Here is a 22,256-nt window from a genome sequence, read left to right on the forward strand (position 1 = left end):
GGTCTTACTATTTTCAGTATCCAAAAAACGTCTTTATAGCTGTAATTAAATTCAATGCAAAATCAGCAAATGGTATATTTCTAAGTAGTGCTTCATACACTGATTTTACTTCTTTTTCATTAAATATATTTCCATCCTTGATTTTTATTATGAAATCTTCCAGTATTTTTTTATCACTAATGTCTATATTATTTTGTGTCAGTTCTTCAATTTGATTTAATACATTTGATACTAAATTTAATTGTAAAACACCATCACCGTACTGATTAATAGTAATTTCAGGGTTATTATTACTTTTTTCTAATATTAAAGGTTTACCGAAAAACCTAATTTCTCTTTCGAAAAATAGTCCATCTGGAACCTGATAATTCTCACCGTAATCATGGACCTGATAAATATAGTTCTCTACGTATAAAAACGAATTTTGTGGTACACTAGATTTTATTTTTTTTAGCTTATTTGGTTGCCACAAATAATATCGAGCAAAAAAATAGAAATTTCCTTTTAGATCAGTAAACTTACGTATTTGAGGATCACTATAATCTGTTTTTGAATCAATATATGCGAGTAAGGTCAAAACAGATATATATGTAGCTATTAAACATAGCACAATTATAAATACCACATCATTCACCTCCATAAATATTATGAAAAAAGACATTAAATTTGCACCAATGTTAAAATTCTTCTTTAAACTAATTCATTTTTCAGTATGTATAAATGATTTCCTATTAGTATGTAAAAATGGAACGTATGATCTTATTATAACACCTTATAAAGACCATACGCTGCGTTTCTTCCATTAACAAGCTTAATTATTTTAGGAAACATAATCAAAGCTTTGTGTTGTTCCTAGCTTGGCAATATTCTAGCTATCGGTCAGTTAACAATCTAACGACAACCACCTCTCCACCATATCTAATGCCCACGTTACTCGAATCACATAACACTTGATCTTATAGATCGTATGAACTTAACACCGTTTCAGAGACAGAGCCTTTTTAAAATAGTGTATTTAGGTTTGGGGAAGTTAAAAAATTATAAGTCTTATTTTCGTATTACATTTCTTTCTTAATAACGCTTCATCTTCAACTCTCTTCTTTTCAATTGATCATCAAAAAGGACGACATCAAATGAATCTTTACTGTTCATGTAGATAAGAAAATTTCTCTTGATCGGTTCATCCGCCACAGATGTTCCGCCACCATTGCTATCCGCTTTAACCGTTGCCGGATACAGATAAAGCTTGTATGCATTCTTGCCGAGTGATTCAAGTTTATATTTTGCCATACTTGGAAGATCCTCAATCAGGCTTGTATCCACAGTAACATATCCATCATCCGTAAAATTCATTTCAATAGCCGTGTGCTTATTCTCAAGTAAGTCTTTAAATTCATATTTCCAATTACCGATTAAAAGCGGATTGTCAGTTGTTTTCTTTGGTTTTTGTAAAGGAAATTTTTTATAAATAAAATCAATGTAAGACATTTTTGCTTTGTTGTCATCAGCGGAAAAGGTTTGACGCTGTTCAGATTTTGGTGTACTCCCAAAATAAAGATCCTTAGAAAAAGTAACATGCTTACCGACTTGAATGGATATTTCTCCATCCACATCACTAATACTGTATTTATAGCTTGTATATGACCCTTTTCCGTTACTCTGATCTTTATCTGGAACAAATACCCAAGCGCCATAGGAATCATAAATCATTCCTCGAATACCCTGTGGAATGACAACCGCTGTTTCCGCTCCATTCACGTAGGTTTTGGTGCCATCCGCATCCGTATATACGCGCTCTCCCTTATCCCCCCAGCTTTTTAAATTCGGATAGAATACCTTTGGGCGCACAGATCCCTTAGAATCAAAGGAATCCGATTGTTTTTGTTGCGAAGAAGATTTTTCTTTTGTGAGCGAGGCATTGGATTCCTGCTTTGCAGTTCTCGTTTCATGAACGGTATCCTTCGTTAGTAATGAAGGATTGAAATAAAGCACTGCACCGGCACTGAGAAACATTGTCCCGATGATAAAAGCAGAAAAAATTACTTTGGCACCACCTTTTTTATTCCTAATGATTTTGCTTATCGTCATCACGATGTAGATCAGTAGAAAAAGCAGCCCCATTGCGATAAAACCGTATGAAAGGTATTTTATAGACATACATGTCCCTCCTGCGCCTTCGATTATTTTTCACACAAACAAGTGACTCGCATAATCTTGGTTGCTCGTCACTTGTTTCTTTGAAATACTGCCTTTATTTATTTGGCCGACCAATTAATTTGAGAAATATTCTTTCAGACTAAACTTTTGTATGGTTCCTAATTCAGCGGGTTTCCATTTATACCCCTGTATCAATGTAAATTCTTCATAGACCCGAGTTAATAAAACCACTACTTCTTTGATCATGTAATAATCAACCTCAAGAAAAACTTCGAGTTGCCAATCACTAATATAGAAGTGTCCATCATTGCTCATCGCGTGATGCAGTACTTCTTTAAAGTTATAGGTCCATGATAGACCATCAATGGAATAGATGAGCATCCATCCGCCCGCAATGCCTTTTTCAACATCCGCAGGAATAATGTCTAAGTCAGACGGAATAAATGTAATGGGTGCTAAAGGATGGCAAAGGATTTGCTCTCTATAAAAGGACTTCTCTAAATAAACAATTCCGCCTTCGATCACTGCCTTTAGTGCCTCTAAAGAATGTATGGTTTGCATGCTAGCACCTCCATTAAGAATCTTGCTTGAATGATATCTACGTGTATAAGGTCTATCTTTTTGCGATCTTGGAAATCACGAAAACAATGATGAATAGGATAAGTAGCCATTTTGCTAAAAATCCCGTCAGCAACATAATCACAAACAAAAGAACTGCCGCTACGATCCAGAACCCCCAAAATAGAGTAAGCCATCCTATAATTCCAAATTGAGTATTTAATCCTGATTTTCTGTAGATGAAAAAGGCAATAATAAAACCAAGCACTATCGAAATAAACTCCATGCTCTTCCTCCAATAAAATTTAGGCTAGTTTTCCTTGTACAGACGTTTCAGTCATAAGTTTTAACGTCTCCATCCCATGAATAGCGCACCAAACGCCCCTATGTATTTGAAGCGTGAAAAAATGATCTAAAAAAAAGATAAGCAAACGCATTTGCTTATCACAGATTTTGACTATCCTTTCTTTACCTCTTCAACTGTACCAACTCCTGCAAAATTTGATCCGCGCTGGTAATTACTCTTGCATTCGATTGATATGCTCGTTGTGCCTCGATCAATGCCGTCATTTCATCGGTCAGATCCACATTTGACCCCTCAAGCGCTCCCGCAATGATGTTTTCAGGATTGGTCAGGTAATAATAGTCACCGGCAGAAGCGGCATTCTCCTGATAAATATTTTGACCGACTTTTTCAAGGCCTTGGGGATTGCCGAAATGAGCAAGAACGATGGGGCCTGCCTCGTAATCCTGACCATCACCGGCAAGCTGATAGTGAATCATTCCGTCTTCCGACACCGATACGCTGGATAACACTAATTTTTTATTACTATTTTCGCCTTGGAGATCCGCTGCTTTAGGCAGCTGAATCGTATTCGTGAGGATCGTGTTTCCAATCGGAGGAATGATTTCCCCGGTCGTCGCATCACGCTGCCTTCCTAAAACATGAAGTCCATCAGCGTTGACCAAAACGCCCTTACTGTCGAGATGAAAAGAACCATCGCGCGTGAATAGATGGGAATCAGAACCACTATCATTAGGTTCCTTCATGGCAAAGTAACTGTCGCCATCAATCGCCAGATCCAAGGGATTGCCTGTACGGTTAATCACACCCTGTGTGTGCAAGTTATCAATAGCGGCCACTTTTGAACCTAATCCCACCTGCTTCCCGTTTTGCGTGGATCGCGCCTGAGCTAAGGTATCATTCATGGTATCCGCAAAAGAAATACGACTTTTTTTAAAACCTGTTGTACTGACATTGGCAATATTATTGCCGACCACATCCAGTTCCGTTTGAAATCCTTTGAGTCCGCTTACTCCTGATTGTAATGAGCGCAACATCGCCATAAGCTGATCCTCCATTCTTATAATTTAAATGAGTAACTCCTGATTAGATAAAGACTTTTTTTGCCGTTTTGGCGATCACTAAGTTACTGCCCATATTGACTGTCCCACCAATGACACCGCCAACAACGGGGACCAGCTTACCAAGGTTGACCACGCCTTTCTGACCAAACTTTGTTACCAGTCTCAGTCCTACTTTCTTATTAATGGCGAGTAACACCTGTTTCGGAATCTGTTTAATCATCTGAACCGTCAATTTCTGCCCAATCTTTACTCCGGCATTCTTTAACAAATCCACCCCAGATTGCCCCACTAAGCAGGCATAAACAAACGTTTTCACTTGATCATCGTTTAAATCATAGTCTCGAATAGAGGCAATGACCGCGATCATCCGTGTTTGCACATAGAGCACGGATGACACATCGGCGGGAACCGCGACAGGTAGCGTGATCAGTCCGCCTAGGCCGGTGAGAAACCCTGTTGTGCCGACTTTTGCATGTTGCCAGCGCACAAACGCTTTAATAGCCGCTTCCGGATTTTGATGATGTTTGTCCAAGTAGCGTTCTGCGATTTCTGAAACGGATGGCATCGCAGGTAAACCATTCAATGATTGTTCATAACACCAATCGAGTACGGTCATCACTTTATCCGAGGTCAAAAGGCCAATCTTCATCATCTTCTTTCATTTGAAATCACGGCTATACCCTTAAGGGGGCATGCACCGCTGTTTAAAGGCTTGTTCATCGAAGTGAAATGATGAAGGAAGTACAAAGGACTGTGGTGCCATTTTTATGGATAGATGATCTTGAATCATGATTGGAACAGGATTAGGGCTGCTCGAATACCCTTGTTGGAAAGATTCATTTACACATGCGGCAATGAAGAAATGAGAGTGCTTGTATACAAGACCAACCGGACAGAAAATAAACAGTTGATCATGCATGGCTATTTGAAGTTTCTTCCTACTTGATAAGGCTTCATAAACAAGATCAACTTTTTCTAAAATTGGATTTTTCCATTTTGGAAAAGATTGATGATAAACAGTTGATTGTAGATAGTTAAGGAACCGTTTGCGGTTTGTCCGATTGAGTCGGGACGAAATGAAGTGAATCCATTGCTGACTTTCATCCTGATTCAGCCAGTGATCATCCAAAATAATTTGGGATAACGCCAGCCAACGGCTCCAAGAAAATGAAGTGGGGTCTGCATTCATAAGTTGATAGCCCCCAACTTTTGGATCATAGATCACGTCTTTGTTGATATAAAATCGCGCCATGTAATATTTAATATCCTGAATATCACGTCGAATCGTGCGTTCATGGACATCAAATTGGGCTGCCAATTCCTGTTTATAAACAATGTCTCCTGAAATTAATTTGTCATAAAGAAACAAAATACGGTCCATTCTGTTGCGCTCTTCTCCCATGGGGTTCACAACCTTGTCCATCACTGCGCACTGCTATACGAAGGTAATGTACCAAATCACCCGGACACTATCTGTCCGTTCTCTTTATCTTTTAGGTACTTGGACTTAATTTTTTCTGAAATTTCCCAAATTGTGAACGTGTCATATTCTCATTGATCCAGTCGCATAAATTTCTTTTCCCGTTTTGTCTAAGACAATATAAATAGCAATGTTGGCATGCGCATGAATAAAGCAAAAGCACTTGAACAACGATTCACCTTCCGGCAGGCTTCGTTTCAGGTGCTCCAGTTTGAGTTGTTCTTTTCGGAAAATCGTATCATCTAAAATCCATTCATCATCATTTAAATGCGGGTAATGCTTCTGAACATAAAGACGAAAAGCGGTAGTGATCGTCATGATTATTCCTCCATTCACCCATTTATTTTTTTGAACGGCTCTTTTTGCACTACACATTGATGTAGACGCAAAAAGAGGGGGAGAGATCTTGTTTCGATCTCTCCCCCCCAACATTTAAGCACTGCAGGAGTTCCTGATTAAAATGAATGCGTATCGTTTCGATTGTTCGACCTTCCCCAATCGTGATCTTATCGATCAGCAGCTCCATCAATCGTTTTCGCTGTTCTCGCGTCGACGTTTGGCGAAAGACGTGATCAAATCGGTGCATCGTTTCCTGAATCATTTGAGCTGAAACTTCCTGCCGAGTGCCCTGATCTAGTGCATCTTCAAGCTGTGCCAAGCGAGTCTTGAAATTGGACTGTTCCTGATTGAGCTGTGCCAAGCGTTCCGCTAACTCGCCTTTGCTTAAAATGCTTTCCTCATACAATTCCAGGTCTTTTTTCTTCTTCTGTTCAATCTTGTCCAGACAAGTCTGTATTTGCCGCTGCTCGCTTTGCAGCGGCACGTTGATTTCCTTTGCTTGACGATTGATCCGGCACGCAATGTCCTGAACCAGACGTTCACTCCTGACTAAACGGGTAAGTTGCTTTAAGACGTATTCATCAGCCTGGTCAATACGGATACCATTGGAGTGACAGACGGCTGTCCCTTTGTTTTTCCACGCGCCGCAAACATAGTACTCAATAACTCGTTTCGTACCATCCTTATTCCGATTCGTCGTGCGTCCCAAGACCATGCTCGCCCCGCATTGGGGGCATTTAATGATGCCTGTCAATAAATGTTCACCACTATGCACACGATTCGGTGTATGGCTGCGATTTTTTAGTACTGTTTGCGCCTTATCCCACTGTTCTTCGCTAATGATCGGCTCGTGTTTTCCTTTGATGATGAGCGGGTGGGGATTAATATCATTCCGCCTTTTTTCGCTCCAATTACGCCGAACATTGTACCGTATAATGCCAATGTATACGGGGTTCGTCAATATAGTCTTGACGGTCGAAATGGAAAAAGGATTTCCCTTTTTACTTCGATAGCCCTCATTATTTAAACGGTTCACAATCGACTTGTAGCCATAACCTGATGTGTACAGCCTAAAGATCTTTTTGACCGTGTTGGCCTCAGACTGGTTAATTACTAAGCGGGTATGCAGGCGCTTTTTCCCAAGCACTTGAGTCTTAGCAACATCGTAACCTAGGACTTGTCCGCCGTTCCATTCGCCTTCCCGTGCTCGGGCTAACATGCCCATTTTTACATTTTGCGCAATGGTCCCCCGTTCAAATTCAGCGATGGCAGCCATCATATGAAACTGTAACCGTCCCGCTGGTGTCTCGGTTTCTAAGGTCTCGGAATAAGAGCGAAAAGCAATATTATGACGATTCAATTCAGTCACGATATTCAACAAATCAAGAATATTTCTTGCCAAGCGATTCATTTTCCAAACGATGACAATTTCGAAATGCCGCTTCATAGCATCAGCCAACAATCGCTGAAGGGCAGGACGTGCCTTGATATTCTTCCCGCTGATTCCTCGATCAGCATACTCACGGTACACCTCATAGCCCTTGTCCTCGCTCCACTCGTGGAGCAGGCGCAGCTGCTCATCAATACTAAATCCCTCTTCCGCTTGCTCAATTGTTGATACACGGGCATAGATGGCGACCTTTTTCATTTTCTGAATATCATTCAAGTGCCTCCCCCTCTTTTTTCTTTATTGTCGTTTGATCATGATGCTCATTTTCCATATATGTGAAAATGACCTCAGAAAGAATATTAACAAAAAGCGCTACTTTGGATGACTGAGCGTCATTATGCATAGGTCCTCAATCCTTTGTCAAGAAAATAATATAAATTTTAAAAAGGAATTAGTGCCAAATCCTCAAGTCTTACGTTAAAAAGGAATAATATCGTCAGTACCGTCTGTTTGATCAATAGTTTCAATGTTGGGGTCAACCGTATTGACGGTATTGACACTATTTTTCTTCTCTATGGTAATTTTTTTGGCTTGTCCCGTATGTCGAATGACGAATTCAATACCGATTTCCTTAAAATTAGATTTCACTTCATTTAATCGCCTACTGAGTGCATTGGGTGCCGATGGCCATGTTTTTAAATGGGTATCGATGTGCTCCCTAAATGCAATACTCTGCAACTTGATCAACAGCTCAGTTACCGTACCTGACCATTTTGGTTGTTGTGCCATCAATGCCTTGATTGCCGTAGCTACAGGATGCTCATTTAAGGCTTCTTCATTGGCATACTGCTGATTAGATTTATAGGCCTCAATAAATGCCGGTCCACCATAACCAAGGACTTCTGCAATAGCATAGCCCCATTTTGCAAAATCGGCCATTCTTGGTAAACTATTGAGTTTGAGCGTCGAATACACGGGCATCGCCCGCGAAAGCGTATTAAGCGCTCCACCTAAAATCATGGGTAAATCGGCATCAAACCGCTCCCAAATCACACGTTCCTCAACGCGCTCTTTTTCATCAATTCTATCAAGATCGATAAGGAGGGAGCGATCCAGTAGATCTGACTCGGTTACCGCTATATTGATGCCATTTAACGCAACGCACCGTTTAACGTTAAGCACGATATCATCAGAATCCGTGTATAATTTTCTCTTAGTAAATCCACCGCCAGTAGAAGCCATGCAAAGCAAATTGCTCTGCTCCTTAGTCAACGTTTCCAGATTGTCGAAGCAAACCATATAGTTCTGGGTAAGCGTAACGGCCATGTCATCACGGCTTTTTGGCATAACCAAGAGGTCATTCTTGGACGGATCAACGACACGCTTCAACATGCGTAAGGTTGTTGATTTCGCTGCCCCTTTTTCACCGCTGAGCACAAGCGCAACATGCGGAATATCAGGAATGAAGCACGTGATTAAATAAGATAACAATAACATTTGATCGGATTCCGCTTTGAGATGGATATGCTTAAGCAAAAGCTTAACGTCACCCGAAAAATCTGGATCGGGCTGTTCCTTCAAAGCATTGACACGATAAAAAATCGGTGGATGCGCAAGATTAAAGGAACATCCTGCTGCAGAGACCTTGATGTTAGTCCACTGAGTATTAGCGAGGTCATAAAAAAATGAATCGTTCACCTTCGCTACTCGGAAGTACGAACGAGTGTGCGTCGCCTTTTCATCATACATGGCTTCGGCTTCTATAGATGATAGAGCCTGTTTAATTGCTTCAGTTCTAACGGTTTTACCAAAGCGCCGCCGATACTGATTGCGAAGCCATCCTTTAAACTGCTTTTCGTTCAGTTTCCAGGTCTCAAAATGCCCCTGTTTCTCGAAAGAGGCATAAGTGGTTTCGGTTTCCTGATCGTAATAATACGTGGCGACTGATCCAATCATCATTAATTCATCTGCTTGCGACATCTTTTCTAATGAATCTGATGTTTTTGATTCTTCACCGGATAATGGCTTGTACTTCTCCCTGAGCGACTTCCAGTTCGCATCCGCACAGCTCGCATGTTGACATCCCGCCGCAATTGCGCCATTGGAAAATTGTATGACATACGCTGTCTTGTCACTGTGTTCCGGATTCCAGGGACAGGATTTTAGCACATATATAGTTGAACCATCGGGTTGCGATTTTGTTTTTGCTACTTCGATTTCATGCTGAGCCAACCACTCATCTACTTTTACATGCCGTTTCGCTGATTTCCGTAATGAATTTGATACAGATGTAGCTTCTGGAATGCTGCCCGTAATTCTTCTCAAGGTGCTTTCAGGAACCACATCAATGGAAGTCGGTACGGCTAAGATTTTTGAATGCCGATATGAACGCTCTTTCGTATTGTCACCTTTGCGGGCTAATGTACCGTAAAGCTTCCAAATTCGTGCTGCATTGTATACAGTCTTATCGATATGCACCGTCTTCGTTGAAAAGCGGTCAGCAATGACTTCGAGTACCCTCTTAATCAGCTGTCGACTTGCATCATCATTGGGCAATTGAATGCGATAAAGAAGGTGCGCACCGTTTCCGCTATCAGCGCTGACCGGTTCGGGAAATCCGCATGCAGACAAGTGCCCCTTCACTTCCTGCGCTAATGTCAATGCCGCTTCATGTTCTTTGTCTGTTGATGAAATTCCCGATGGTCTGACCGGATCGAAATCCAATGGTAACCATCTTCGGCTTTCAATATCGCTATCCGCTGTCAAATTCGGCATTCGTAGCATAGTACGGTTTTCCGCTCTAGCCAGCAGTGCTTTTTTTACCGGATTTAATGTGAAATACACACCTGGTGCGCCGTGTTCAAACCTCAAGGAACTCTCCGCTAAATCTTCAAGGCGGCTAAAATAGCCACTGACTGTACCTTTATTCGTCTTCATGATCCGAAGTTCCGTGACCTCGCCATGCGTCTTCAGGCACTTTAAGCATTGGGTAATGTAATTCATTTGTTTGTCATGCTGTCCCATGTCAATGTCCTCCTTCTCAGAACGTATGTCTATATTACCGAGAATGAGGATAAAAAAAACGAGGCAAATCGGATAAAAATAAATCCGATCCACCTCTTGACAAACACATCAAACTGTGGATTGATCAATTATACCTAATTCGGAGAAAAGATTAGTGCGTATGATTTCAGTAAAACTTTTTTGGGAGCCTTTTGACTTTTTTACCGCTCTTCCAACTGGATCATCTAGATGTCCCCAAAATTCTTTAGTATATACCGGATCGATTTGGTAGGTTAACTGTATCTCATCAATAGCCATTTGTAATTTTTTGATGGTTTCATTTGCCGCCATAGTCATTTGCGCATTACCGTATACTTTGACTAATTCTTCTACTAACGTTCCAAATTGATTACTTAGTTTTTCAGCAGTACTTTCAGGAGCCATATTCAAAAGCTCCGGATATGCACATCGCATCAGAATCTGCGCGTGCACCGATTCTGCATCACTTTCGAGAATGCGTGATTGCTGAATTTCATCGTGAATCGTTTGAAGCATTTCATCCGCTTTGTCATTAGCAGATTCATTAATCATTAGTAATTCCGATAAATCTATACTTTTATGCCAGTCGTTATGAAAAAGTGCGAAGATGACATCTAGTGCGTTACGAAGCCACTCCCTGTTGTTTTGAATCGTTTTCGCAGAAGGAATAGCCTTCTCATCTTTCAAGTAGGACGCTAAGCTTTTCTTCATTTCCGAATATCTTTTCCAAGTATACGCCCGCATCATAATAAGTAGTAAAATGAATTCATCTGGTGACCAACTGATCTGACTAGATACTTTGCCTCCTTTATAGCCCATAATCTGAGAGAAATTTTTTAAATAGCTTTTGAAATCATCTGTCGTCTGTGCACTCTTGGCAAGGTGGTTAAGTAAAAGGGAGAGAAGCGATAAACTCTGTTTCAAACGGTTTTTACACATTTCTTTTGGATCTGAATCCTCTTTCATTCTTTGAAGTGGTAGTGTGCAGCAAAATAAAGTTTGTGTGCTATAAATTTCCATCATTCTACCCCTCTCTTTCCGTTTTATAAAAAACATTGTCAATACCGTCAATATCAACATTCTGACGATATTGACGATTTTCTCAGGACGTGTTACCCTATATTATTCCCTCAAAAATTCTATTCCCTTCTTTTAAACAAATCAAGACAAGAGGCATACCTGAGTGCTCCGCACATATCACACCAACGATCCACTCATTTTTTTCTTTGTACGCGCATGTATGCACTATAAGTTGATCAGGTAGCCGCTTCCTGACTTCTTTTGAAATCAGACATTCATCGAGTTCTCCTTTATCAAGACTAACAGATTCCTCGCCAACCCGAGATTTGTCAACAATGATTTTGTATTTTTTCAACATGAATTCAGCGAAGTTACCCTTATTGAAATTATACAATTTTATGCCTCCTTCAGGCTTAGATGAGTCCCTGTTCCTTGAAAGAAAGATATTTATTATCACCAATTATGAGATGATCCAGAACTTCAATACCAATGATGTTTCCAACGGATACAAGCCTCTTTGTAACCTCCTTATCCTCACGACTTGGATCAACAATGCCTGAAGGATGATTATGTGCTATTAGGATTGACGCGGCATTGGACAAAACAGCCGTCTTGAATACTTCGCGGGGATGAACAATGGAGGAATTCAGGTTGCCAATATGGCAGATATTTATCGAAGTGGGTTGATTTTTTGTATCCAGCGTAACGACAATGAAGTATTCACGATCTCTCAACTCCAAAAAGGGTTTAATACATTGATAGCCATCCTCTGGGGAACGAATGAATCGATTGCTGTAAAGCGTACTTTTCTCTTTAACCACCCTCAATGAAATGATACTTACTCGCTTAGCGCTTTTTGCTTGTTGTATTCCGATGGATGGCTGAGGACCGTATAATGTATCCATATCTTTACTCCCTTCAAAAAAATTGAAATAAAAAAGGATTGAGCAACTGATACGCGCTCAATCCTTTTTTCAATAGAATAATATAAATTTGGAAATAATGTTTAATACGGTATAGTGATTTCAAAAAAGCAATGTATTTTTCTTGTTTTATTATGAAACTGCGAAACAGATAAATCTCTCATTCATCAAAGCCAAAGTCTGTCACTTTAAGTGTGCGGCAATTCTCACTAACTGTTCTGACTGTGTTTTGGGGAATGCCCTCCTTTACAGTTGCATTCACTTCAAGCGATATTTCTACATCACTGCCATCGATCGAGGTCAGGTGGTTGATGATTTCATCAACCAGGCGGCTGACATCACGATTAATTCGGGTATTGTCCAACCTCGCCGACATATAGAAATGTGCATTCTTTGGTGTCTCTTTAACCTGGTTTCACGGGAGTTCGGGTTCCACGCATTGCAAGTCACATTCTTAAAGCACAAACGCCTATTGATAGCTAGTTAGGCGTTATTGGGCACTCACCGCGAACAACCTGAATCAGGTTGGTATTCACGAAAACATTTATGGGATGTGTACCTGTCTGAAATCGAAGCCCTGAAAAAGGAGCATGTGAAATTATGAGGCGCATTAATGTTCTCAAACAACTTGCGATAGTGACGAAATCATAAGCACTACAAAAAAGCAAAGAGTGGTAGCAATCCCACCGCTTCTTGCTTTATTAAAAGGCAAGAGAGGAATCCTGTATGTATATATAAATACTTCTTACCGTTGATAAGACTAATTCAATATATAGTTGAGCGCTATGTGAAGTCAAATTCCACCTTTCAAAAGTACGAGCCTCCAAACCGTGACCTGCCATATTTCTGATATCTCCAATAGCAGAACCTATGCTTGCCTGCTTATTGTGAATCTTATTATCTAAGACACCTGAGGCATTTTTGTAATTATAAAGCGCATTAATGACTTGTCCGATACCATTTTTTCTGCTTACATCAACATCTCTAAAAGTCCTTCTGAGAAAATCCTCAAAGGCTCTCCCAGCACATTCTATTGCTCCTCTAGGATCAGTTTTATATTTTTTATAAGAAGCCACCAATTCCTCAATTTCAGCAGACGATAGCGTTGAAAATATATCCGTACTTAAGGTATTTCCAATATATAGTCTTATTGCCATATCGTCATCAAGATTAATATTTAACGTATTGGTCCCCGATAAGTAAGTCTTGATTTTTTCTTCCAGATCAATGCTATTTCCATTAATTGCAAATATGCTTGTTGCCGTTCCCCAAGATATAAATAAGTCTTTTAAAAAAATATGATCTTTACCTTCAAATTTGTAAAGAACGTACACTTTTCTAGCCGATTCCTCAAGAGTTGAATCATTTAAATGATATTGAATAAAAGCAATAAATGGCTCGTACTCTTGGATGAATCTTCTCATTACATTAAGTTTCAATTCTTCATTTGGAGTTTTACCTAACTCATTGACAATTGGATTTGCATCATCATTATCATCAATTATATTAAGCATTTTACAAACAGCAAGGCAACTTCTAATATACGCCTCGCTTTTACTTGTAAAGCGCCGTAAATCTTCAATATTCGATGATGCATTATTATTTATATAGCACAAAACATCTGCAATAAGTAAGAGAGGAACATTGTGACTTGGAAGTCTTGTAGGCATTAGTTACTAATCCTCCCCAAACTTCCCATAGGCAGACTTAAAGAATATTTTAATTTTATCCTCAGGCCAATTACTCATATCTACACTTATCGTTATGTTGGGCATACTTGCTATGCTTACAAGCTTTTTATTTATATTGGAATCTGTATCATTTTCATTTAAAGAACTAGCAGTTGCCGTATCCTCATGGGGCTCTTTTTCTTCCAAACTCAACTCGTTTACGTTTGTTTCTTTTGAATCAATGATTTCTGTCGGATCGGCAGAAGAATCTTTATCGGTTTCATCGGCTAACTCCTCAATTTTCTCTTTAATATTAGAAACCCACTCTATGCGGGTGGAATTTTTGCCTCTGCCAATTATGTACTTTCCAAATTTGCTATAATCTATTATACTCATAAATAGTTTTGCGCCATCCTCAAGATTTCGCTGCGTAGAACCATACCCCGCTTTTCCCCAAAAATTTACTATTTCCTCGATTTCAGTTTGCATAACATCATCTTTTTGGGATAAGCCAGATAAAAACACTTCATAAGGACGGTATTTTTTTAATATTCTAACAATTCCCCCTTTTTTGTCCTCACCCTGAGAATATGCAATTTCACGCCCATATTCCGTAAATTCAAAACTTCCGTTCTCTATAAATCCAAATGTCCGTAAGGAGGATTTCGTATTTGTGTACGCTGAATCCCCTTTGTTAAAAATGGCCTTTACCTCGTCTTCATTTTTGTTCTTTCTTTTTAACGTTTCAATAAGTGAGAGTATATTTTCTACTGTAGTATAAGCCGGTAAACTATTACTACTTATTTTAGACATTTTTCGTCCCCCAAATTATTGTTAGCATTATTTTACAGCGATTAGTTCAGTGTTTCAAGCGCTTTAACAAACAAATAAGTGTCTGTATGAAAATATGTTAGCAGAATTCGGTTGGAAAAGTCTCAATAACATTGTTCACTCTTTCACGAATGGTAAAATATGAGTATAAAACTCCCACGTCCCGCTTTGAGGAGGGCGGGACACCACCAGTCATGAAAATGTAAGGTTGTGTTTTCTTCTATGTAAGAACGGATAAAAATAAAATGGGGACAGGCAAAGGTCGGTCTTTTTTTGGAGGGCGATTAGACCCCGTGTATAAAACCGATCTCATGCACCTTTGAGCACCGCCGAGTGTCGCTTCTTTCAAAGCACGTGTACAAAAATTCATACACTCAGGTGCACCACCTGTCTCCCATCATTTTATCATGATTCGAGGGGATGATAAATCATGGATGTGCTTTTAAACTGTTGTGCGGGTTTGGATGTTCATCAAAAAGAAATCGTTGCCTGTGTGTTAACGGGCGAAAACAAGGTTCGGAAACAGATTCGAACCTTTGGCACGACCACCAAGGAACTCCTTGCCCTTAGCGATTGGCTGCAGGAATCTCAGTGCACGCATGTCGCCATGGAAAGTACGGGCGTCTATTGGAAGCCGGTTCGGAATATTCTGGAGGGTTCATTCACCTTAATTCTTGCCAATGCGAAACGGATTAAGAATGTTCCCGGAAAAAAGACGGATATGAGTGATGCCCAATGGATTGCGAAACTCTTGCGCAATGGACTGATTGAATCCAGCTTTGTTCCTCCGGAAGCGATCCGTAACTTGTGTGATCTGACTCGGTATCGGAGAAAACTGCTACAGATGGCAACAGAGCAGAAGAACCGCATTCATAACGTCTTGCAGGATGCCAATATTAAGTTGACGAGTTATATGAGCGATGTCTTTGGTGTTTCCGGACGTGCCCTACTTGAGGCGATCATGAACGGGGAATCACTCACTTATGAACAGGTCCATGCTCGGGTAAAAACCAAACTAAGAGCGAAAGTGCCTCAACTTTTGGATGCCCTGAACGGGAAAATCCGACGGCATCATCGACAAATGATTCGTCGGCAGTATGATTTGCTTGTTGATTTAGAGAACTATATTGAGGAACTGGAACAAGAAATCGATCAGCTGATGACGGACAAGCAAGAGGAAGCGAGTCTACTCAAAACGATTCCGGGGATTAATCAGGGTGCAACGGCGGTCATCCTGGCGGAAATCGGAACCGATATGACTCAGTTTCCAAGCGATGCGCATCTATCCTCTTGGGGGGGACTGAGTCCGGGAAACAATGAGAGCGCCGGAAAGAAGCGATCATCAAAAACGACGAAAGGAAATAAAGGCTTGAAGTCCATCCTTTGTCAAGTCGCCTGGGGCGCTGTCCGGAGTAAAAACACGCGCTTGTCGGCTTACTATTACCGGTTGGTCAAACGACGAGGGCCGAAAAAAGCGATCATGGCTTTAGCACATCTCATTTTGAAGATTATCTATCATGTCTTAAAGGAGAAGCGACCCTATAAAGAACTCGGTCCGGATTATCTGCTGAAGAGAAAGCAAAGCGCCAAGTACCATCAACGACAGCTGGAAAAACTACTCGGCTACGAAATAGAAATTCGCGAAAAAACGGCATGAACTAAAAAAAATTCAGTTCACGCTCCTGGGGAGTAGTCTTTTTTTACTTTTTTTGAGCGTCATCACATTTACGTACAAAAATTATCAAGTCAAGTGCCCCCCCTCCTCAAATGATTCCTGAATGATCTATTAGTCTAGACCTTTGCGCGGATACCGATTAATAAACTGTACCACCTGGTCAACCTGCGCCTGAGTAACTGTAGAGAAGCGCTTGTCCTTCGAAAAAGACTCGCATAAGAGACCGTTATGATCCCTATTCATGCCGCATTGCCACAAGAACGAGAAACAGAGATCCGCAAAATCTCACGAATAGTCCCCTTGCCCTTGTTTTGTGCTAACTCCATTGCATAGGAATCATTTGGGATTTTCATGTTGTCGTACCATTTTACAATCTCTGCTCTAAAAACCTCACTTACTTATGATACGGTTCTCCACGCATAATTTTAAATGCCCGATAAATCTGCTCAATCAGAATGAGGCGCATGAGCTGGTGCGGGAAGGTGAATTTGGAGAAAGAGAGCTGGAAATCGGCTCTGCTTAACACTTCATCACTCAGACCGTTCGATCCGCCGATGATAAAGGCGAGGTCACTGTGACCGTAGATAGCGAGTTCCTGAATCTTTCCCGCAAAACCTTCAGAAGCCATTTGCTTTCCTTTGATGGCAAGCGCGAATACGTAGGCATTGTTTGGCAATTTTTTCAGCAACCGTTCACCTTCAGAACGTTTGACCTGCTCAATTTCTGCTATAGATAAATTCTCTGGTGCTTTTTCATCAGGCACCTCAATGAACGTGACGTTCGCATAAGGAATCATCCTTTTTGCATATTCCCCGATCCCCTGTTTAAAATAATTTTCTTTCAGTTTTCCCACGACTAAAATACTGATATTCACAACTTATCCCAACCTTATTAAGAGTTATACACAGAAGTTATGCACATATCCACAGGTGATTTCTATATTCTGTATGGAATCATTCGTTTGCCACAAGATATACGCATTGAAAAATGTCGTATTCTGACGAATGTGGATAACTGTTTTCATTATAAGCACTCAGAATTTGTCGCAATTCGCTATTTATTCATTCTTCAAGTTTTGTATGTTCCATTGTGTTCTGCGTATACGAATAACTTCCGTATTACCAGGTTTTTCACTGTTTCCATTTTGCTTATGGCGATGATTTCCTTTTATTTTATCATAGTTGAATGTGGTGAATGTTCAGAGTTATGAACAGTTTTCCCTCAAATGTGGATAAGTTGTGGATATTTATTCGATGATGTGCACAAATTTGTCCACAGACTTGCTGATGGTTGTTCTCATTCTCCATCCACAAAAGTTATCCACCTGTGAAAAAAAGCGAGCTCAATAACCTTATTCCGGTCTTGAGCCCGCCTTGCCTTATTTATTACGAAAATGTCTTGCTTCCCAAGGTTAACTTGGAAGTGTGGACTTTACCCATTCGATAATATTTGATATTCACCGTTTGTCCCGCACGAAGCTCCGTATACATGTACGTGGAAAATTCAATGTAGCTTTTAATCTTATGTCCATTGATTTCCGTAATCACGTCGCCCGCTTCGAGTCCGCTCTTGGCTGCAGGACTTGAACTTTGTACATCGGTAACAACCAGACCGGTCTTTACGTCGGACGGCAGCTGCAACTGCTTTGCTTCTTCATTCGGTACCATTGAAAGATCGACAATGCTGACACCAAGCATCGGCCGCTCAATCTTGCCCCCGGATTCAAGCTTGCTGATCACCGGTTTCGCGACATTAATCGGAATCGCGAATCCGATACCCTCAACACCTTCATTGGTATCGCTTCCTGTCGATGCGATCTTCGATGAGTTAATCCCAATCACCTGACCGGCTATGTTGACAAGAGCACCGCCACTATTACCTGGATTAATTGCGGCATCGGTCTGGAGAACCTGTGCCTCAATCGATGCGTTATTGCTTTCAACCGGAATCGTACGGCTCGTCGAGCTGATAATCCCCTCGGTAACAGAGCCTGAAAATCCGAGCGGGTTGCCGATTGCGATTGCCGGCTCGCCTCGTTTCAGTTTAGACGAATTGCCGAACTCAGCAACGGTTTTAACGTTTTTTACCGGAATTCTGAGCACCGCCAAATCATAGAGTGAATCTTTACCTAAAATCGTGGCATTTGTTTTCAAGCTATCGTTCAAGCGGACTTCCACTTTTTCCGCACCGGAGACCACATGGTTGTTCGTTACCACATAAGCATACTGATTATCTTTTTTATAAATAATACCTGAGCCGATTCCTGATTCAGTATACTTGTTATCAAAGAAATTCGCCTTTTGCAGGTTGATAACGGCGACAACCGCCGGCGATACTTTGTCTACAGCCTCGGTAACCAATGAGGTAACATTAACGTTCATTTGCCGATTGAAAGTCGGATTGCTCACATTATTGGAATTCTGCGCGCCTGTCGATACCTGATAGGGAAAGACGCCAAGATCCGAAAGTATAGGAGCAAAGATCAACAGACAAACCATACCGACGACAGCCCCGATGAAACCCGAGAAGAACCATCCGCCACGCATGCGGGTTTCTCGTGTTTGGCGGGCATTGCCTTCGGATTCCGAATCGCTTCCTATGTGGTTGTCATCATAATACCCCATACACATTTCCTCCTCGCAATAGTTACAATGATACCGAGAACCAAAGAAACGGGCGGCCGCTTCAGCACGATCCGAAGTTCCAGTAGTCATAATGTTTTCTTTATGAATAATTTACCACCGATTTTCTTGCTTATGAAAATTATGTGACTATTTCTATATGCATCGCAAAATTGCCGTTGTTCTATGTAAAGAATAGCCACAAATTCCCTCAACTAAACCTATATTGCGGTTAATTCCGTTGCGTGATCGGGATTGGTATCACAGAGATTTACTTCCCTTCCTAATTCAATTCCCACACTTTCCAAACGCTGACCGACACTCATTCGTGCCAATTCCTTCATATTGTTGTCCTTACTCAAATGGGCAAGATAAATTTTCTTTGTCCGATCTCCGAATACATCAGTCAGCGCCAACCCTGATTCTTCATTTGAAATATGACCGGTGTCACCCAAAATACGCCGCTTCACACTCCAAGGATAGCGCCCCATCATGAGCATGTCCGTATCATGGTTCGCTTCCATAATATATGCATCTGAGTTATTGATTAATCCCTTAATATGCTCGGAAACATAACCGAGATCGGTCAAGAGAGCCAGCTGCTTTTCGTGATCATGGACAACATAAAACATCGGATCAGCCGCATCATGAGAAACGGAGAATGACTCAAGGACCAGGCCTCCAAATTCCTTCGTTGTATTCGGCGCAAATTCAAATTTCTGTTCGATCGGTATTTCACCGATTCCGGTCGACATTGCCTGCCACGTTTTCTTGTTCGCATAGACCGGCGTATGGAAACGCCGTGCAAAGATCCCGAGTCCTTTGATATGGTCACTATGCTCATGGGTAACCAGAATTCCATCAATATCTTCCGGCCGGCGTCCGATTTGTCCTAATAATTCAATCATTTTCTTGCCGCTTAATCCACAGTCAATTAATAAATGTTGCTGCTCTGTTTCAATATAGAGCGAGTTCCCCGTACTGCCACTTGCAAGTACACTAAAATTAAACGCCACTTCTACCCCTCCCAAGGGTGAAAAAAATCGATTTTTAATTAACCGATTGTACATTACCTGAGACTGCATTAACGAAGTAATCACTGGTATGATCGTTCGTATGAACCGTAATATGCCATGCTGGAACGAAGATGAGCGGATCGGCACCGCCGTCGCCCACCGTATTTAAATAGCATAGTTCAATTGCTCTAATGCGCAAAGTTTTGTAGCCGACCAGATCAGTTCGGTCTGCCAAATACTTAATTGCCTGTTCAGCATTAATTAAATCTACATGATTTTTCTGATTCGAGCTTAATTTAAAATAGTTTTGACGAAATCCGGTTACTTGATTGTCTTGAACGGTAAAATCAAGCATTTGCATTCGATTTCGTGTACTGACATACACCGGTCGATTGTGATAGGTCTGAACAAATTTCACAGTACTTTTATCTGCTCCAAACTCCCAAAATTTATAATCCTGACCTTGATAAACCATACTGAGCAGTGCTTTTTGTACATCTTCATTCTTCTCAATACGACCAAGTGTTTTGGGTTTTGAAAAGAGCCCCGTCAATTGCCGGCCGTCCTCTTCCAAAGTGATTTTTTGTTTTTCAGTATTGTCTTTACGATCCAATAACTGAACAAGTGCTTCTTTCTCCTGATTGAAATATATTCTTGTTCCGCGAAGGAACGTGATATCTTTAGGCAGAGACGGAATAACGGTCTCTACTTCGTAATTACTGTATTTCGATCCACTGTCTGAGACATCTTCTACACTTTCATCCTGCTGCCTCATGTACATCTCAAAGACAAGAAAAACATCAAGAAGAAGAAAACAAATAATGAAAATTGATTTTGTTCTGCTCCAATTCATGATGGATCCTCCTTCCCGTTAATGCCATGGGCAGGCATGAGCGCATCGGATGCTGAATACCAGCGACCGCCAATTTTATAAAACCAATCCGGCGTCGCTACAATGGATTGATCTGAACCTGAAGCAGGATTTTTCAATTCATAACCAATAGCCAGATCCTCGATCGACTTCACATGCACATTGGCTTGGCTCAATTGATCAAGTATTTCTTTACCCGAGTCAAGTGTCATGCTTCCCTGACTGTCAACCGGATTCAAATCAAAAAGCGTGCCTTTATAGTTGCTCAACTCACCACTTCGCCAAGTAAGTTCGATCATACTTAAATACCAATTGGGATACGTTTCCGTATTGAATACCATATAGTCACCTATGGTCATACGAAAGCTGACCGTTCCGTCCCCGCGATAATTTTTCAATGAAATGCCTTGATAAATATAATCATCTGTCCATAATTTGACGCTGTTCACCCAATCAAAGCTGCCGAGTATCGGATCCTGTTTTTGTTCCGATGTACTCGTAATGCCCGGATTTACAAATTGAATGATATTATTTGTACGTTCCATTTGCCGCTCGCTGTCAGTGTATTCTGTTTTTCCTTTCGCAGCAAATACATTATCGGGATCAGTAAAAAGAATTGGTATGAATTTTTCCAATGAAAGCCGCTCATAATAACTGACTTCTGAATCAACTTTTGTTTTTTCTTGCGGCAAGTAGACGATTTTTCCTTTCAAAGTCAGGCGCTCATAAGGGCGAAGATCCGCATCGCCATACAAAGCTTTCAAACTGTTGATATTCAAATGATCAACAGTTGTATAGAATTTGTTTCTTTCATTTTGAGAAGAGAAAATTGCCGTAACATTTCGCCCGTTTGAAGAACTGAACACGTCGATACGATCTACAAGCATGTGATTGGTACTCAGCGATTTGCTGTTGTCAAATTGAAACACCTTGCTCAATGCGTCAAAAGTGAGCGGCGCCGGAAAAACAAGCTCATAATGCGTGTTTTCGCTGTCATCTTTGTCAGAGTTGCTACTTGATTGTTCACTAAAAACGCATTGACGAAGCAATGTATATACCTTTTGTATCTGTCTGTTGCCGTTTTGCCCGAACGCTCCATTCTTATTGCGTTCCAGCATTAAATTAGGCCGAATTACTTCAGGTATTTTTTGCTCTTTTGCGATGGCAACCTGCTTCGTTGAATTCGGATTATAATTCTGGAAGTCCGATTTATAGAACAGTATATTGAAGGTCATGGCGACGCTCGCAAGTACGAGCACCCCCAGCAATACGGACTTGAATACTTCACGATGCAT

General features: G+C 40.8%; 23 protein-coding genes. 1 reads left to right on the forward strand and 22 read right to left on the reverse strand.

Features of this window, described 5'->3' with window-relative positions:
• Positions 1 to 13: 13 nt before the first annotated feature.
• The 17 genes from NIE88_RS09715 to NIE88_RS09790 form a co-directional block, all read right to left on the reverse strand.
• Positions 14 to 625, reverse strand: coding sequence for a hypothetical protein (locus NIE88_RS09715; RefSeq protein ID WP_253061637.1), 612 nt, complete (start codon positions 623 to 625; stop codon positions 14 to 16).
• 446 nt (positions 626 to 1,071) lie between these two features.
• Positions 1,072 to 2,157, reverse strand: a complete 1,086-nt coding sequence (locus tag NIE88_RS09720) for a hypothetical protein (protein WP_253061639.1) — start codon at positions 2,155 to 2,157, stop codon at positions 1,072 to 1,074.
• Between the two features lie 114 nt (positions 2,158 to 2,271).
• Positions 2,272 to 2,718: a hypothetical protein gene (locus NIE88_RS09725; RefSeq protein WP_253061641.1), complete on the reverse strand. Its 447-nt coding sequence runs from the start codon at positions 2,716 to 2,718 to the stop codon at positions 2,272 to 2,274.
• A gap of 52 nt (positions 2,719 to 2,770) precedes the next feature.
• On the reverse strand, positions 2,771 to 3,001 hold the full coding sequence (locus NIE88_RS09730; RefSeq protein ID WP_253061643.1) for a hypothetical protein: 231 nt from the start codon (positions 2,999 to 3,001) through the stop codon (positions 2,771 to 2,773).
• A 182-nt stretch (positions 3,002 to 3,183) separates the two neighbouring features.
• The gene (locus NIE88_RS09735; RefSeq protein ID WP_253061645.1) at positions 3,184 to 4,062 is read right to left on the reverse strand and encodes a flagellar hook-basal body complex protein; all 879 of its coding nucleotides are present in this window, start codon (positions 4,060 to 4,062) and stop codon (positions 3,184 to 3,186) included.
• Positions 4,063 to 4,105: 43 nt separating this feature from the next.
• Positions 4,106 to 4,732 carry an EcsC family protein gene (locus NIE88_RS09740; RefSeq protein ID WP_253061647.1) on the reverse strand — a complete coding sequence of 209 codons (627 nt, stop codon included), beginning with the start codon at positions 4,730 to 4,732 and terminating at the stop codon, positions 4,106 to 4,108.
• 33 nt (positions 4,733 to 4,765) lie between these two features.
• Positions 4,766 to 5,506: a helix-turn-helix transcriptional regulator gene (locus NIE88_RS09745; protein ID WP_253061649.1), complete on the reverse strand. Its 741-nt coding sequence runs from the start codon at positions 5,504 to 5,506 to the stop codon at positions 4,766 to 4,768.
• A 120-nt stretch (positions 5,507 to 5,626) separates the two neighbouring features.
• Complete coding sequence (locus NIE88_RS09750; RefSeq protein ID WP_253061651.1) at positions 5,627 to 5,881, reverse strand: hypothetical protein; 255 nt, start codon at positions 5,879 to 5,881, stop codon at positions 5,627 to 5,629.
• Positions 5,882 to 5,930: 49 nt separating this feature from the next.
• A complete protein-coding gene (locus NIE88_RS09755; protein WP_253061653.1) occupies positions 5,931 to 7,568 on the reverse strand; it encodes a recombinase family protein in 1,638 nt (545 codons plus the stop codon).
• Positions 7,561 to 7,695 carry a hypothetical protein gene (locus NIE88_RS22405; protein ID WP_290446406.1) on the reverse strand — a complete coding sequence of 45 codons (135 nt, stop codon included), beginning with the start codon at positions 7,693 to 7,695 and terminating at the stop codon, positions 7,561 to 7,563. Before NIE88_RS22405 ends, NIE88_RS09755 begins: the two co-directional genes overlap by 8 nt.
• Before the next feature lie 74 nt (positions 7,696 to 7,769).
• Positions 7,770 to 10,229, reverse strand: coding sequence for an AICE element replication initiation protein (locus tag NIE88_RS09760; RefSeq protein ID WP_253061655.1), 2,460 nt, complete (start codon positions 10,227 to 10,229; stop codon positions 7,770 to 7,772).
• A 195-nt stretch (positions 10,230 to 10,424) separates the two neighbouring features.
• Positions 10,425 to 11,357: a hypothetical protein gene (locus NIE88_RS09765; RefSeq protein ID WP_253061657.1), complete on the reverse strand. Its 933-nt coding sequence runs from the start codon at positions 11,355 to 11,357 to the stop codon at positions 10,425 to 10,427.
• A gap of 94 nt (positions 11,358 to 11,451) precedes the next feature.
• Entirely contained in the window at positions 11,452 to 11,748 is a 297-nt protein-coding gene (locus NIE88_RS09770) for a hypothetical protein (protein ID WP_253061659.1), read from the reverse strand.
• 19 nt (positions 11,749 to 11,767) lie between these two features.
• Positions 11,768 to 12,259 carry a RadC family protein gene (gene radC, locus NIE88_RS09775; RefSeq protein WP_253061661.1) on the reverse strand — a complete coding sequence of 164 codons (492 nt, stop codon included), beginning with the start codon at positions 12,257 to 12,259 and terminating at the stop codon, positions 11,768 to 11,770.
• A 178-nt stretch (positions 12,260 to 12,437) separates the two neighbouring features.
• A complete protein-coding gene (locus tag NIE88_RS09780; RefSeq protein WP_253061663.1) occupies positions 12,438 to 12,653 on the reverse strand; it encodes a hypothetical protein in 216 nt (71 codons plus the stop codon).
• A 325-nt stretch (positions 12,654 to 12,978) separates the two neighbouring features.
• Positions 12,979 to 13,947 (reverse strand): abortive infection family protein, encoded by a 969-nt coding sequence (locus NIE88_RS09785; protein ID WP_253061665.1) that lies wholly within the window; start codon positions 13,945 to 13,947, stop codon positions 12,979 to 12,981.
• Positions 13,948 to 13,953: 6 nt separating this feature from the next.
• Positions 13,954 to 14,760: a hypothetical protein gene (locus NIE88_RS09790; RefSeq protein ID WP_253061667.1), complete on the reverse strand. Its 807-nt coding sequence runs from the start codon at positions 14,758 to 14,760 to the stop codon at positions 13,954 to 13,956.
• Between the two features lie 448 nt (positions 14,761 to 15,208).
• Here NIE88_RS09790 and NIE88_RS09795 point away from each other — a divergent pair, with 448 nt between their 5' ends.
• Positions 15,209 to 16,435 (forward strand): IS110 family RNA-guided transposase, encoded by a 1,227-nt coding sequence (locus NIE88_RS09795; protein WP_253061669.1) that lies wholly within the window; start codon positions 15,209 to 15,211, stop codon positions 16,433 to 16,435.
• Between the two features lie 412 nt (positions 16,436 to 16,847).
• Here the strand turns inward: NIE88_RS09795 and rlmH are convergent, their stop codons facing one another.
• The 5 genes from rlmH to NIE88_RS09820 form a co-directional block, all read right to left on the reverse strand.
• Positions 16,848 to 17,327 carry a 23S rRNA (pseudouridine(1915)-N(3))-methyltransferase RlmH gene (gene rlmH, locus NIE88_RS09800; RefSeq protein WP_253061671.1) on the reverse strand — a complete coding sequence of 160 codons (480 nt, stop codon included), beginning with the start codon at positions 17,325 to 17,327 and terminating at the stop codon, positions 16,848 to 16,850.
• Positions 17,328 to 17,838: 511 nt separating this feature from the next.
• Positions 17,839 to 19,077 (reverse strand): S1C family serine protease, encoded by a 1,239-nt coding sequence (locus tag NIE88_RS09805; RefSeq protein WP_253061673.1) that lies wholly within the window; start codon positions 19,075 to 19,077, stop codon positions 17,839 to 17,841.
• Between the two features lie 218 nt (positions 19,078 to 19,295).
• The gene (locus NIE88_RS09810; RefSeq protein WP_253061675.1) at positions 19,296 to 20,090 is read right to left on the reverse strand and encodes an MBL fold metallo-hydrolase; all 795 of its coding nucleotides are present in this window, start codon (positions 20,088 to 20,090) and stop codon (positions 19,296 to 19,298) included.
• Positions 20,091 to 20,124: 34 nt separating this feature from the next.
• Positions 20,125 to 20,943, reverse strand: a complete 819-nt coding sequence (locus NIE88_RS09815; RefSeq protein ID WP_253061677.1) for a two-component system regulatory protein YycI — start codon at positions 20,941 to 20,943, stop codon at positions 20,125 to 20,127.
• Entirely contained in the window at positions 20,940 to 22,256 is a 1,317-nt protein-coding gene (locus tag NIE88_RS09820) for a YycH family regulatory protein (protein WP_253061679.1), read from the reverse strand. Before NIE88_RS09820 ends, NIE88_RS09815 begins: the two co-directional genes overlap by 4 nt.

Origin of the sequence: Sporolactobacillus shoreicorticis, from assembly GCF_024125445.1 — a bacterium.
Lineage (GTDB): Bacteria > Bacillota > Bacilli > Bacillales > Sporolactobacillaceae > Sporolactobacillus > Sporolactobacillus shoreicorticis.

Excerpts from the sequence above, each read along its gene's own strand:
- NIE88_RS09815 (WP_253061677.1), bottom strand. The coding sequence starts at position 20,943 with ATGAATTGGAGCAGAACAAAATCAATTTTCATTATTTGTTTTCTTCTT.
- NIE88_RS09735 (WP_253061645.1), bottom strand. The coding sequence starts at position 4,062 with ATGGCGATGTTGCGCTCATTACAATCAGGAGTAAGCGGACTCAAAGGA.
- radC (WP_253061661.1), bottom strand. The coding sequence starts at position 12,259 with ATGGATACATTATACGGTCCTCAGCCATCCATCGGAATACAACAAGCA.
- NIE88_RS09805 (WP_253061673.1), bottom strand. The coding sequence starts at position 19,077 with ATGGGGTATTATGATGACAACCACATAGGAAGCGATTCGGAATCCGAA.
- NIE88_RS09725 (WP_253061641.1), bottom strand. The coding sequence starts at position 2,718 with ATGCAAACCATACATTCTTTAGAGGCACTAAAGGCAGTGATCGAAGGC.
- NIE88_RS09765 (WP_253061657.1), bottom strand. The coding sequence starts at position 11,357 with ATGATGGAAATTTATAGCACACAAACTTTATTTTGCTGCACACTACCA.
- NIE88_RS09820 (WP_253061679.1), bottom strand. The coding sequence starts at position 22,256 with ATGCATCGTGAAGTATTCAAGTCCGTATTGCTGGGGGTGCTCGTACTT.
- NIE88_RS09720 (WP_253061639.1), bottom strand. The coding sequence starts at position 2,157 with ATGTCTATAAAATACCTTTCATACGGTTTTATCGCAATGGGGCTGCTT.
- NIE88_RS09760 (WP_253061655.1), bottom strand. The coding sequence starts at position 10,229 with ATGAAGACGAATAAAGGTACAGTCAGTGGCTATTTTAGCCGCCTTGAA.
- NIE88_RS09790 (WP_253061667.1), bottom strand. The coding sequence starts at position 14,760 with ATGTCTAAAATAAGTAGTAATAGTTTACCGGCTTATACTACAGTAGAA.
- NIE88_RS09795 (WP_253061669.1), top strand. The coding sequence starts at position 15,209 with ATGGATGTGCTTTTAAACTGTTGTGCGGGTTTGGATGTTCATCAAAAA.
- NIE88_RS09780 (WP_253061663.1), bottom strand. The coding sequence starts at position 12,653 with ATGTCGGCGAGGTTGGACAATACCCGAATTAATCGTGATGTCAGCCGC.
- NIE88_RS09740 (WP_253061647.1), bottom strand. The coding sequence starts at position 4,732 with ATGAAGATTGGCCTTTTGACCTCGGATAAAGTGATGACCGTACTCGAT.
- NIE88_RS09745 (WP_253061649.1), bottom strand. The coding sequence starts at position 5,506 with ATGGACAAGGTTGTGAACCCCATGGGAGAAGAGCGCAACAGAATGGAC.
- NIE88_RS22405 (WP_290446406.1), bottom strand. The coding sequence starts at position 7,695 with ATGCATAATGACGCTCAGTCATCCAAAGTAGCGCTTTTTGTTAATATT.
- NIE88_RS09785 (WP_253061665.1), bottom strand. The coding sequence starts at position 13,947 with ATGCCTACAAGACTTCCAAGTCACAATGTTCCTCTCTTACTTATTGCA.
- NIE88_RS09750 (WP_253061651.1), bottom strand. The coding sequence starts at position 5,881 with ATGACGATCACTACCGCTTTTCGTCTTTATGTTCAGAAGCATTACCCG.
- NIE88_RS09730 (WP_253061643.1), bottom strand. The coding sequence starts at position 3,001 with ATGGAGTTTATTTCGATAGTGCTTGGTTTTATTATTGCCTTTTTCATC.